At 36.7% G+C, this 13,066-nt stretch carries 8 protein-coding genes; 7 read left to right on the top strand and 1 reads right to left on the bottom strand.

What is annotated here, in order from left to right:
• Positions 1–12: 12 nt before the first annotated feature.
• The gene (lon, locus tag HBN50_RS15635) at positions 13–2,460 is read right to left on the bottom strand and encodes an endopeptidase La (RefSeq protein ID WP_273871604.1); all 2,448 of its coding nucleotides are present in this window, start codon (positions 2,458–2,460) and stop codon (positions 13–15) included.
• Between the two features lie 238 nt (positions 2,461–2,698).
• Between lon and glmU the strand changes: the two genes are divergently transcribed.
• The 7 genes from glmU (at position 2,699) to HBN50_RS15600 (ending at position 13,066) form a co-directional block, all read left to right on the top strand.
• Positions 2,699–4,090 (top strand): bifunctional UDP-N-acetylglucosamine diphosphorylase/glucosamine-1-phosphate N-acetyltransferase GlmU, encoded by a 1,392-nt coding sequence (gene glmU, locus HBN50_RS15630; protein ID WP_273871602.1) that lies wholly within the window; start codon positions 2,699–2,701, stop codon positions 4,088–4,090.
• Positions 4,091–4,210: 120 nt separating this feature from the next.
• Positions 4,211–6,034, top strand: coding sequence for a glutamine--fructose-6-phosphate transaminase (isomerizing) (gene glmS, locus HBN50_RS15625; protein ID WP_273871600.1), 1,824 nt, complete (start codon positions 4,211–4,213; stop codon positions 6,032–6,034).
• A 14-nt stretch (positions 6,035–6,048) separates the two neighbouring features.
• A complete protein-coding gene (locus HBN50_RS15620) occupies positions 6,049–8,298 on the top strand; it encodes an ATP-dependent helicase (protein ID WP_273871582.1) in 2,250 nt (749 codons plus the stop codon).
• A gap of 82 nt (positions 8,299–8,380) precedes the next feature.
• Positions 8,381–10,654 carry a hypothetical protein gene (locus HBN50_RS15615; RefSeq protein WP_273871580.1) on the top strand — a complete coding sequence of 758 codons (2,274 nt, stop codon included), beginning with the start codon at positions 8,381–8,383 and terminating at the stop codon, positions 10,652–10,654.
• Positions 10,654–11,700 carry an S-methyl-5-thioribose-1-phosphate isomerase gene (gene mtnA / locus HBN50_RS15610; protein ID WP_273871579.1) on the top strand — a complete coding sequence of 349 codons (1,047 nt, stop codon included), beginning with the start codon at positions 10,654–10,656 and terminating at the stop codon, positions 11,698–11,700. Before HBN50_RS15615 ends, mtnA begins: the two co-directional genes overlap by 1 nt.
• Before the next feature lie 3 nt (positions 11,701–11,703).
• Positions 11,704–12,612, top strand: coding sequence for a Ppx/GppA phosphatase family protein (locus HBN50_RS15605; protein ID WP_273871576.1), 909 nt, complete (start codon positions 11,704–11,706; stop codon positions 12,610–12,612).
• Positions 12,590–13,066 (top strand): Crp/Fnr family transcriptional regulator, encoded by a 477-nt coding sequence (locus HBN50_RS15600; protein WP_273871575.1) that lies wholly within the window; start codon positions 12,590–12,592, stop codon positions 13,064–13,066. Before HBN50_RS15605 ends, HBN50_RS15600 begins: the two co-directional genes overlap by 23 nt.

Below are 13,066 nucleotides of genomic sequence, written 5' to 3'. Positions count from 1 at the left end.
GCGGGCCTTATTTTATGCTGCTACCGGTGGTAGATCTGTATCTTTTTTGGACGCTGTGCTTTCGCCAATCTTCTTTGTGAAGGACTTTTTCTTTTCCTTCCAATCGACAAGGGCGATATCAAGAACTTGGTCAATCGTCTTTACTGGTACAAAGTTGATCTTTTCTCTGTACTCGTCTGGGATATCAACAAGGTCTTTCTTATTTTTCCAAGGAATGATTACTGTTCCAATATTCATTCTCATGGCCGCTAAGGCCTTCTCTTTTAGACCACCAATAGGAAGAACTTTTCCAGTTAAAGTGATCTCACCAGTCATGGCCACATCTTTGCTGATTGGCGTACCCGTGAAGAGTGAAACAAGAGTCGTTGCAAGAGTTATCCCCGCACTTGGTCCATCTTTTGGAATTGCACCAGCTGGAAGGTGGATATGCACTTCGTTTTTCTCGAAGATCTCATCGTCAATGCCAAGGTACTCAGCTCTTGAGCGAATATATCCAATCGCAGTTTGTGCAGACTCTTTCATTACATCGCCAAGTTGACCTGTAAGAGTAAGCCCTTTTCCTTTCATCATCGTCGACTCAATATGAAGAATTTCTCCTCCATGTGCTGTCCAAGCTAGACCTGTACAAACACCGACTTCGTCGCGATCGTGATGATCTTCTTTTGTGTAGAGTGGTGGTCCTAAGAACTTTTCAACAGTTTCGTGAATGATACTTGTTGTTTCTTCTTCACCTTTAGCAATCTTCATTGCTACTTTTCTACAAAGAGCACCAATTCTTCTTTCAAGGTTACGAAGACCTGCTTCAGAAGTATAGTGTCTAATAACGCTTTCAATTCCTTCATCTTCAAAGTTGACATGGTCATCAGTGATACCATTCTCATCCATTTGTTTTGGAATAAGATACTTTTTAGAGATTTGAAGCTTTTCTTCCTGAGAGTACCCAGAAAGATTAATGATTTCCATTCTGTCTCTAAGTGGTCCTGGAATATTTTCTAGGACGTTAGAAGTTGCGATGAACATACAATTTGAAAGATCAAAAGCTACGTTAAGGTAGTGATCTCTAAATTGTTTGTTTTGCTCAGGGTCTAGAATTTCAAGTAGTGCACTCGCAGGATCACCTTTGTAATCACCACCAAGCTTATCTACTTCATCCAGAAGGATTACTGGATTATTCGTTCCCGCTTGCTTAAGAGCTTGAATGAAGCGACCAGGCATTGAACCAACATAAGTTCTTCTGTGTCCTCTCATCTCAGCTTCGTCTTTCACTCCACCAAGAGAAATTCTAACAAACTCTCTACCTGTAGCCTTTGCGATAGACTTTCCAAGAGATGTTTTACCAACACCTGGAGGCCCTGAGAAACAAAGGATAGGTCCTTTCATATCTTTTCCTTTAAGTCTTTTAACTGCAAGGAATTCTAGAATACGTTCTTTTACTTTTTTAAGATCAAAATGATCTTCATCAAGAATATCAAGGGCCTTGTCTAGATCGTAGTGTTCAGTCGATTCCGCTGACCATGGAAGATCTGTTAGCCACTCGAGATAAGTTCTTGTAATCGTCGATTCTGAGCTGTCCGGGTGCATCTTCTCAAGTCTTGTAAGTTGCTTGAGAGCTTCCGTTTCAGCTTCTTCTGGCATTCCTGACTTTAGAATCTTTTCTCTGAATTCTGAGATTTCATCTTCAGGTTCACTTTGTATCGGTTGACCATTTTCTCCGAGCTCAGATTTAATTGCTTTAATCTGTTCTCTAAGAAAATACTCTTTTTGATTCTTATTAATTTCATCTTTCGCCGCACTTCTAATCTTTTGCTGCATCGCTAGGATTTCTAGCTCGCGCGAAAGAATTTCGCTAATTTTATGAAGTCGTTCAACTGGATCCAAGATTTCAAGAATGATCTGTGCTTCGCCAACGTGGAGGTTTAAATTGGAAGCAACAAGATCAGCGAGTCTACCTGGGTCTTGGATATCTTCTAGCACCATGAGAATATCAGGTGAGAGAACTTTTCCAAGAGTGATAACTTTTTCAAGCTGCTCTTTGATGTTTCTCATGAGTGCATTAACTGCAATCATATCTTCTTCACATTGTTTATCTTCAATTTTCTCAATCTTAGTAACAAAGAATGGGTCTGTTTGTTCGTAGTTTAGAATACGAGCTTTAGAAAGACCTTGTACAAGAATTTTGATTCTTCCATCAGGAAGCTTTCTCATTCTCATGATCATCGCTACAGTTCCAAGTTCATAGATCTCGGATGGCGCAGGAGTTTCAGCGACAATGTCTTTCTGAGAAGCTAAAAGAATTAGTCTTTCAGAATTATTGAGCGCGTGCTCTACTGCTTTAATTGAGGAATCCCTTCCAACGAATAGTGGGAGGATCATAAACGGATATACGACTAAATCCCTAATTGGGAGGAGGGGTAGTGTATCCTTAAACTCAATGTTATCACCCTCATAATTTGTTACCATATCTTTTCCTCCACATAATGGCCTTGCAATCACAACTGCTTTCAGCTAAACCAATCGGGAAATCGACAGAACTCTTTAAACTTTTTGCAATGTTTGTTAAAGTTTTTTTGAATTACAAAATTGACTAATTCAGTTTAATAGCTCCTTATAGTTTTATTACTTATATTATATTCCCTTATGATGGGAACTTAGAGTACTAGACAAAAAACCTAGGACTTTGTGAAAAAAGGAAAAATATATGTCAGCGAAATATGGTGTGGTAATTCTTGCCGGGGGTATGGGAACGAGATTAAAACTAGAAGTACCCAAGCCACTAGCACCATTTATGGGCAAATCTCTTATTAATTATGTCTTAAAGCCTGTTAATAATTATCTTAAGAATTCCAAAGAATTCGGAAAAATTGCTGTTGTTACAGGACATAAAAGAGAGCTTTTAGAGGACCATCTTAAAAGTGAAAATGATCTTTCCTTTGCCTTTCAAGAGAAGCAACTCGGAACAGCTGATGCTCTCAAAAGTTACTTTGATAAATGTGATTATGCGTTTGATTGTGAATATACAATTGTTCTTTGTGCAGACACTCCATTAATTGAAGAACACGTTATAGAAAAAATGTGCAACTTGATTAGTGAGGAGAGTTTAGATGGAGTTGCGGCTACATTTAAAGAGGAGAATCCATTTGGATATGGCCGAATCGTACGATCAGATAAGGGCTTTCGCATTGTTGAACAAAAAGATGCAAGTGAAGAAATTCAAAAAATTGATGAAGTGAACTCAGGAATCTATGTTCTAAAAACATCATATATTAAGGAGCATCTTTATAGTATTGATTCCGAGAATAATTCTGGAGAATTTTACCTGACTGATTTATTTAAAGAAGGAAAAGCTGTAAAGCCTTTATTATTCGATGATAAGAGCTTCTTTCTTGGTGTTAATGACCTCTCTCAACTTGCTAAAGCTGAAGAGCTCTATAAAGAGAGAATCAATAAGAGATTAATGCTTGAAAGAGGAGTCATTGTAAGAGCTGCTTCAAGTGTTAACATCGAAACGACGGAAATTGGTAATGGGACAATTATTAATGCGCTTGTTTCAATCGATTCTGATTGTAAAATTGGGAAGAATGTTGTGATCGAACAAGGGGCAGTTATAAAGAACTCCATCATTGAGGATGGTGTTCATGTTAAGGCTTACTCTTATATCACTGATGCCCATGTTAGAAATAGCGCCGCAGTTGGACCTTTTGCTCATTTGAGACCTGGAGCAGATATTGGAGCCGAGTCAAAAATCGGTAACTTTGTCGAAATCAAGAAGTCGAAACTTGAAAAAGGCGTTAAGGTCTCACATCTAAGCTATGTTGGAGATGCTGAAATTGGTGAGGAAGTGAATATTGGATGTGGATTCATCACTTGTAACTACGACGGTGCGAGTAAACATAAAACGATTATAGGGAAGGGGTCATTTATTGGTTCCGATTCTCAGACTGTTGCTCCTGTGACAATTGGTGAAAATTGCTTCGTTGCAAGTGCTTCAACAGTAACTCATAACATGCCAGATGGATCATTTGCTATTTCCAGGGGAAAGCAAACAACGAAAGAGGGAATGGCCCATCGCTTCATTAAGAAAAAAGATTAAATGAAAAAGGTCGTCTTTTGACGGCCTTTTTTTTGGCCAAATCTTGGAAAATCCCTTTGTTAATGCTATTTTTAATGATCTTATCATCTCGCATATCTTGTGCATGGCAAAGGAATGTTTATGTGTGGAATTGTTGGCCACTTAGGACCTAAAAATTCAGTAGAAGTTGTTTTAGAGGGTCTGAGAAGGCTTGAGTATCGTGGCTATGATTCGGCAGGTGTTAGCTTTGTCGATGAGCATAATGATCTTCAAGTTCATAAAAAGACGGGGAAAATTGCGAATTTGCAATCAGTTTTAGAGGGGATCAATTTAACTGCCCGCTCATGTATTGGTCACACTCGTTGGGCCACTCATGGTGAAGTGAATGATCAAAACTCTCACCCGCACTCAAATGATAAAATCTCACTGGTTCATAACGGAATTATTGAGAATGCATCTGAGCTTAGAGATGAGCTTAGAGCTAAGGGATATGAGTTTAAGTCAGAGACAGACTCTGAGGTCTTTCTTGCTCTTGTTGTTGATGGTGTAAATGACGGACTTGAGATTATCGATTCAATTATTCGTGCCTACTCAAGAGTTCAAGGACATTCAGCATTTGTTGTTCTCAATAGTGAGACAGCAGAGATTTTTGCAATTAAAAGTGGGGCTCCACTTGTTTGTGGTATCAATCCAATCAGTTCTGAGGTTCTTGTTTCTTCTGATCCGTATGCTCTTGCTGGAATGGTTGAGAAACTTTATTTCCCAGAGGATAAAGTTCTTTGTCACTTATCTGCATCAAATAAAAACCTTCTTAACTTCTATGAGCTAGATAAAGAGAAGTCGAAACGTTATATGAGTAAGAAGCAGGATATGACTCATGATGCATCTGATAAAGGTGAGTTTGAGCATTTCATGCTTAAAGAGATTCACGAACAACCAGAGCTTGTTCGTTCATTGGCCCAGTATTACTTTCAGGGTGAAGGAAAAGAATCACTTGATAAGGCGAAAGAGCTTAAGGCCAATCGTTTCCACATTTGTGCTTGTGGAACTGCTTATTATGCAGGTCTTGTTATTAAGAACTACATTGAAAAATATAATCGTATTCCATGTGATGCGGACCTTGCGAGTGAGTTTCGCTATCGTAACCCACTCATTAATACATCTGATCTTGGACTCTTTATCAGTCAATCAGGTGAAACAGCAGATACATTAGCTGCTCAAGCTCTCTGTAAAGAAAGCGGACTTAATACACTTTCAATTGTTAATACCGAAGGTTCAACTCTATTTAGAGACTGTTCAGAAAATTTACTGATTAGAGCAGGAATTGAAATTGGTGTTGCAAGTACGAAAGCTTTCACTCAGCAGGCCCTAACGGGAAGACTTTTTGCAGCAGCAATGAGTGAAGAGTATGGTAGCGAAGAATTTAAAGTAAAGCTTGCTTCTAAGTTTAGTCTTCTTGCTGAAAGAATTGACCAGCTACTTCTTAGATCTGAAGAGATCAAAAAAGTTGCAGAAGAGATTTATAATTTTGAAGGTTTCTTTTTTACAGGAAGAGGGGTTTATTTCCCAATTGCTCTTGAGGGTGCTCTTAAATTAAAAGAAATCGCTTATGTTCACGCTGAAGGTTATGCCTCTGGAGAGTTAAAGCACGGTCCAATTGCTCTTATTGACGAGAAAAAAGTTAATATTGCAATCGTTGGTCCTGAGCTTCTTGATAAGGCCATTTCAAACGTGCAAGAAATTAAAGCGAGAAAGGGATTGATCGTTACAATTGGTCCAAGAGATCATAAAGGTGCAATGGAAGTAAGTGATTATTACATTCCACTGGATTTTGAAGGACTTGAAGAGCTTGCGCCTCTATATGTAAACGTAGTGAATCAATTACTTTCTTACTACATGGCAAAGTTTAAAGGGACAGATATTGATAAGCCTAGAAACTTAGCCAAGTCTGTAACAGTAGAATAAAAAGCGGGGGCTAAGTGCAACTTGATGGATTAAATAAACAGCAAAAAGAAGCGGTCTTAAATACTGAAGGCCCTACGATGATCTTAGCTGGTGCTGGATCTGGAAAAACGAGAACACTTGTTACAAGAATCTCGTATATGCTGGAAGAGTTGCACGTTAGTCCTTATCAAGTTTTAGCCTTAACCTTTTCAAATAAGGCGGCAAAGGAGATGCGCGATCGAGTTTCAACACTTGTTAAAAGTGATATTGGAGCGCTACAGATTACGACATTTCACGCCTTCTGTGCTCGAGTTCTTAGAAGTGAAGCAAATTACTTAGGACTCAGTAAGAATTTTACAATTTATGATACTTCAGAATCTAAAGCCGTTGCCAAGGCTATTCTCGGTCGACACGGAATTAGTTTGAAAGAAGTTTCTCCCTATGAAGTTCTCTACTACATTGATGATTTGAAAAATAATGGTCATTACGTCGATCGCGATGAAAATCTTGAAGATTTTGAAACGGATAAATCTGATCCGTTTTATGGATATTACAAAGAGTACGAAGCAGAGCTTCACAAGGCGAATGCTACTGACTTTGGAGGACTCATTACAGGAGTCCTAAAACTGTTTGAAAAGTATCCAGATGTACTTAAAAGATATCAAGAAAGATTTCGTTATCTTTTAGTTGATGAGTACCAAGATACAAACCGCGCTCAATTTGATCTCGTAAAGAAACTTTCAAATATTCATCAAAATATTTGTGTTGTAGGGGATGAAGACCAGTCGATTTATTCATGGCGTGGGGCCGATATTAGAAATATTTTGGATTTTGAAGAGACATTTTCTAATGCAACACTACTAAAACTAGAACAAAACTACCGTTCCTCTAAAAATATCATTGAAGCAGCTTCTTGTGTGATTTCTAGAAATACTCAGAGAAAAGGGAAAACAATGTGGACAGATAATCCTGAAGGGGAATCTGTTGAAGTTGTTGAATGTCAAAATGATAAACAAGAGGCAGAGTTTGTAGCTGGCCAAGTAAAAAAATTAATTAAAGAAGGCATTCCTTGCAAAGAAATTGCTGTCTTCTATAGAACAAATTCGCAGTCGAGAATTATAGAAGATTATCTAAGAAGAGATAATACTCCATATAGGGTTGTCGGTGGAGTAAAATTCTATGAGCGTAAAGAAATTAAAGACTTAATTGCTTATATGCGACTTGTAGTTAACGGAAAGGACTCTTTGGCGCTTAGTCGGATTATCAATGTTCCGGCAAGGGGAATTGGTGCGACAAGCCTTAGAAAGCTGGAAACTGAAGCAATCACTTCTGGTAGCTCTCTTTGGGAAGTTATTTGTGACATTGTTGATAACCCCGAAAAATATAGTCATTTGAGGTTGAGTGCAAAGATTAAGTCTTCATTAAGTTCTTTTACTCATTTAATTAATGAAGTGAAGATTAAAGAAGAGGAAGGTGCAGCTCCAAGTGATCTTTATGAAAAGCTACTTCATGAATCTGGTTACTATAACTTTCTAAAATCAAGTAAAGACTATGAATCAATGGCAAGAATTGAAAACCTGGAAGAAATGACAAGTGCAATTTGCCAATTTGAAGATACAAATGAAAGACCTAGTCTCACTAGCTTTCTTGAGACAATCACATTAGATCAATCTTCTACTGAAGATGAAGCTCTTGATACTGGTGAAGTGTCTTTAATGACCATTCACGGGGCAAAAGGACTCGAATTCCTCTATGTCTTTGTTACTGGAGCTGAGGAAAATGTTTTTCCAAGTTATAGAAGCTTAGATGATGGGGAAATTGGAATTGAAGAGGAGAGAAGGCTTTTCTATGTTGCTATGACTAGGGCAATGGAGAGACTCTATATCACTTTCGCTCAAGCACGAATGCTATTTGGTCAGCTAAAATTTAATGGACCAAGCCGCTTTATTAATGAAATTCCAGAAAAATACTATTTATGGAGAAAGGCCACAGGTGGTGTTTTATCTAAAGGTTCTTCATTTGATAGGGACTGGGATGACTTTTCTCAAGAGAATCCTTTTGATGATGATGTCGTCTTTCAGGTTGGAAATTCTGCGACTTCTACACCTTCAGATATGCCGAAGGCTAAATACCCAAAGGGATCAAAGGTTGTTCATACTCTCTATGGAGAAGGCCTTATTTTAAATTCTGAAGGTTTTGGTACAGATGAGAAGGTTACAATTCAATTTAGTGATGGGGCCCGTAAGAAGTTTATGGTTAAATTTGCTCCTTTAACTTTGCTTTAATTTAACTTTAAAAGTTTCCTAGCTCGTAAACTTATCTTTAATAGGTATAATAATTGGAAATATAGATTATTAGGAGCTCTTCATGAAGAAGTTAGTTAAAGGTCTTGCGATAGTTGCACTTCTATTGGCAGTCATCATTTCTGGAGGAATTTTCTACGCCTCTAAAAAGCTTAATCCAGAGAAAATTAGATCTCTAACAATAGAGCAAATTCAAAATGCTTTTCCTAAGGCAAAAGTTTCACTCGGAAAAGTTGATTATTCACTTGGACTTAAAATTAAAATTCACTTTAACTTTTTAGAGATTTCTTTACCTAAGAATCAAAAAGTCATCCCTATGACGAATATAAAAGATTTTAAGGCCGAGCTACCATTGATTGGATTTCTATTTGGTAAAAATGAAGCTGAAATTATTATTGATTCACCTAAGCTTTATTATTCGATGATTGGAAAGAAATCAAATTGGGAATTTGCTCTTGGCAGTAAAAAGAAAGTGGATTCTAAAGTAACATCAAAAGAATCGAGTAAAACGAAAATAGAAAACAAAGAAAGTTCTGAAAATAACAGTGATGACTCAGCTATGATTAGTGCTGGTCCATTAGCTGGTCTTTCATTAAATATCTCCATTCAAAATGCTCTCGTTAGCTATGACGACGGTACATCATTATCAAAGGTTTCAATTGATAAGGTTCTTGTTAGAGATCTTAGTCTTTTAAAGAAGTCATCCTTTGAAATCAAGACACATATTGAAAAAGAAAAGTTAGCTAAACTCAATGCTCTTGTTATAGGTGAGTTTGAGTTAAAAGACCTTTTAGAAAATAAGAAAATAGAAAGTTATTTAAATATTAAATTATCTGATATTTCATTGGAAAATTTCGGAAGCTTTCCAAACGTAAAGGCCGAAACAAAGGTTCAAATCTCAGAGAGTATTGAAGCATCAGTTAAAACGCTCATTGGTGAAAGTAGTCATATCAACTTTATTGCCAAAATAGATAAGAACAAAGTTAATGTTGATCGTATCGATACGGATCTACACATTATGGGTCTTCTTGATGGTTTTGGAGACATAAAAAAATCATTAGATGCAGTTAAAATTGTAAATACGAAATTAAAAGTCACTGGAAATGTTGCTCTTATTAATGGAAAAATCATCCCTAACCTTAGTGGTCATGTCGGCCCTGAGATTAAAGTAAGTGCATCAGGAATTGATACAAGTACAGAAGTTGATTTTGGAGTTAAAGGAAATAATATTTCATCATCGACAACAACGAAAACTCTTGATGGAGTTGTGACAACAAAGCTGGATGGAGATGTTGATATCAATAATTTTGATCTTTCTAAGCTAAAGCCATTTAATGCCCTTGTTACGATTAATGGAATTAATTATCAAAAAAAGTTTGTATTACCAAAAGAACAAAAAGAAACACCAACAAAGAATCAGAATAGGGCCAAGACAGATAGTGTGAAAAAAGAGCAGGCCAAAGACCAAAGTGTGCCACTTATTCCACCAATGAACTTAGAAATTAACTTGAAGAATAATAAAATCGCAGATGCAAAAGTAAATGGTGATTTGAAAATAACTTTGGGTAAAAGTGGATTGAAAATTTTAAAGAAATCTTATCTTAATATAGGAGATGGGAGAGTCGACCTTAATTCAAATATAGCTCTTTCTGAAAAGATTAGCGGTGATTTCTCTGTGAATTTAAAGAAGCTCAATTTTGATCTTTTTTCAAGATTATTACCGGACAATACAATTGAGAAACTACAAGGGGTTGTCTCAGCTGATACTAATGGGACTTTCTCGATTGGAAAGGCATTAGTTTACTCATCAAATATTGTCTTCAATGGGACGAATGTTGGAATTAGTGGAGTCGACTTTGGTAAGCACGCTACTGAGTACATAAGAGGAATTCCAAGTATTAGCAAATATGTTAAGAAAGATTTTTCATATAAAGCAGGATCTAAATTAGAGTCACTTTCATTCAAAGGTCGTGTAACTAATGAGTTGATTACGATGAATAACTACGCTCTTGTACTTGATAAGAAAATGGCGAAGGCGTCGGGAAGTGGAAAAATAAGTATGCTAAATCAGGATAGTGTCGTTTATGTTGATTTTGTCGATAATACAGGAAAGATCTCTAAACCATTAAAGAAAGAGTTGGGAATGAATTCACTACCTTTGAAACTTATAGGAAAAGGGTTTTCATTAACTCCAGATTACGAATATACAATTAAAAAATCTACGAAATCAGCTGTTAAAACCCAAGGTAAAAAAGTGATTCAAAAAGAATTAAATAAATTATTGAAGGGTAAGAATAAGAAAAAAGTAGATAAGCTTTTAAAAGGACTGTTTAACTAATGCAAAAAGTAACGCCATTAGAATGGAAAGACGAATGTCTATATCTTATTGATCAAAGAAAGCTTCCAATGGAAGAGATTATCGTAATCGCTAAGAATGTAGAAGACACCTTTAATGCGATAAAAGATATGGTGGTAAGAGGAGCTCCTCTTATTGGTTTTACCGGAATTTGGGGGCTCGTCCTCGCTTTAAATGAGAGCACAAGTCTAGATGACTTTAAAGCTTCTGCTTCATACCTCAATTCAGCTAGACCAACAGCTGTTAATTTAGAATTTGAATTGAAAGTATGTGTAGAGATGGCAACTAAGTATTGCGCTGAAAATGGAACTCTAGAGGGATTTAAGACACTTTTAGAAGCCCATGCAATTAATGAAATGAAGGTTCTTCACGATAAAAATTTGGCCATGGCAAAGAGAGCAGAGCAAGAACTTAAAGAGGTAACTGGTCACGAAGGTCCTTATACTCTCATGACAATTTGTAATACGGGCTATTTAGCCTGTGGACCTCAAGGTACTGCCCTTGGCATTATCACTTATCTTCACTCTAAGGGGAAGGTGAAACATGTTTATGCCTCTGAGACTCGACCTTATATGCAAGGTGTACGTTTAACTGCTTATGAACTTTCAAAGAGTGGAATCTCTCATGAGGTTACTGTTGAGGGTGCGTTCTCATATTTATTAAAAGAAAAAAATGTGGATGCTATCTTTGCAGGTGCAGATCGTATTGTTGCAAATGGTGACACTGCTAATAAGATTGGTACTTCAAGTCTAAGTATCGTTGCAAATCATTATAATGTTCCATTTTATATCGCCGCTCCAATAAGTTCATTTGATATCAACATGGAGACAGGAAGTGAAATACCTATTGAGATGAGGCCAGAAGAAGAAATTCTAGAATTTAAAGGTATTAGAGTAGCACCTGCTGACTCTAGAGCTTTAAACCCGAGCTTTGATGTTACGGATCACAAAATGATTGAAGGAATCTTTTGTGAAAATGGTTTGATAAAGCCTGTCGATAAAGAAAATGTTTTAAAAGTTTTAGGGTGAATTATGAAACGTGCATCTATTGATATTGGCTCTAATAGTATTCTCCTTTTAATTGCACAGGAAAGCGAAGAAGGAATCGTTGAATTTGTTGATGAATCAAGAATTACTTTTTTGGGTAAAGGAATCGATAAAACAGGCTATTTTGATAAACAGTCGTTAGAAGATTCTTATAGAGCACTGGAAGAGTATAAAGAGATCCTTAGAGATCATGATATCTCTCCTGAAAATTGCGTTGTCACAGCTACTGAAGCTGCGCGAGTGGCGAAAGATTCACGAGATTTTATCGAAAATGCTGCAGAGAAATTTGGTTTGAATATTCAACTAATTTCAGGAAGTGGGGAAGCTTTTTATACTGCTTATGGTGTCTCAGCATCTTGTAATGACTCAAACTTTGTCATTATGGATATTGGTGGAGCATCAACAGAGTTAATTAAAGTTCAAAAAGAGCCTTTCCATATTATTGACTTAATTAGCTTACCTATTGGCGCTTCAAGAGCAATAGAATGGATTCAAGATGAAATCTTTCTTGAAAAATTTAATGGATTGATGAGTGAAGAAATTAAAAATCGCTTTTCAACAGATAAATTAGTTTGTGTGGCCGGTTGTATGACATCAATAGGTGCGATGTATTTAAACCTATCTGATTTTCAGGCCAAAAAAGTTAATGATACAATAATTTCAAATGCTGATTTTAAGAAATTTATTGAAAAGTATTCGAAATATGCCCCCGAAAAACTTTTGAGCGAGTTTCCATTTTTAGGGAAAAGAGCAAAAGTTATGAAAGGTGGTGAGCAAACAGCAGTATCTTTTATCGAGGCACTTGGAGTTAAGCAAATACAGATTTGTACTTACGGCCTTCGATATGGAACTCTTTTAAAAGGTAAAATAGATGAGCAATTCATGGCCAGGTGAGGGTCCAACTCCAGTTGATTTTAAAAAGGGGCAAGTTCTCTATACTGAAGGAGAGCAGTCGCACTTTGTTTATCTTATTAAAAGTGGCTCAGTCTCTCTTGTAAAAGAAAATGATGATCGCTTGATAGTGATCGCGAAGCTTTCTAAGCAGAGTTTCGTAGGGCTCGATTCATATTTTGCTAATGAATCAAGAAAAGATACTGCGATTGCAACAGAGGATACAGAGGCTTTTGTTATTAAAAGACAGGACTTAAACTCTGCAATGAAATCATTTCCTGACTGGGTTAGAAACTTGATGAAAACAATGGGTGAGAGACTCGAATCGACAATGGATGTCCTAAGAGCACATAAAATATTTGATGATTCTGATGGAGTGTCTTTAGAGTTTCAACCAGAGGAAGAAGTTCATTTTAAAAAAGCAATTCTAGAATATAAAAAGAAGAAAGGTCTTTAA

It is taken from the genome of Halobacteriovorax sp. GB3, assembly GCF_028649655.1.
Classification (GTDB): Bacteria; Bdellovibrionota; Bacteriovoracia; order Bacteriovoracales; family Bacteriovoracaceae; genus BSW11-IV.
The sequence above is the reverse complement of the archived record's forward strand: the minus strand, read 5'-3'. Positions and strand labels throughout refer to the sequence as shown.

Excerpts from the sequence above, each read along its gene's own strand:
- lon (WP_273871604.1), bottom strand. The coding sequence starts at position 2,460 with ATGGTAACAAATTATGAGGGTGATAACATTGAGTTTAAGGATACACTA.
- glmU (WP_273871602.1), top strand. The coding sequence starts at position 2,699 with ATGTCAGCGAAATATGGTGTGGTAATTCTTGCCGGGGGTATGGGAACG.
- glmS (WP_273871600.1), top strand. The coding sequence starts at position 4,211 with ATGTGTGGAATTGTTGGCCACTTAGGACCTAAAAATTCAGTAGAAGTT.
- HBN50_RS15615 (WP_273871580.1), top strand. The coding sequence starts at position 8,381 with ATGAAGAAGTTAGTTAAAGGTCTTGCGATAGTTGCACTTCTATTGGCA.
- mtnA (WP_273871579.1), top strand. The coding sequence starts at position 10,654 with ATGCAAAAAGTAACGCCATTAGAATGGAAAGACGAATGTCTATATCTT.
- HBN50_RS15605 (WP_273871576.1), top strand. The coding sequence starts at position 11,704 with ATGAAACGTGCATCTATTGATATTGGCTCTAATAGTATTCTCCTTTTA.
- HBN50_RS15600 (WP_273871575.1), top strand. The coding sequence starts at position 12,590 with ATGAGCAATTCATGGCCAGGTGAGGGTCCAACTCCAGTTGATTTTAAA.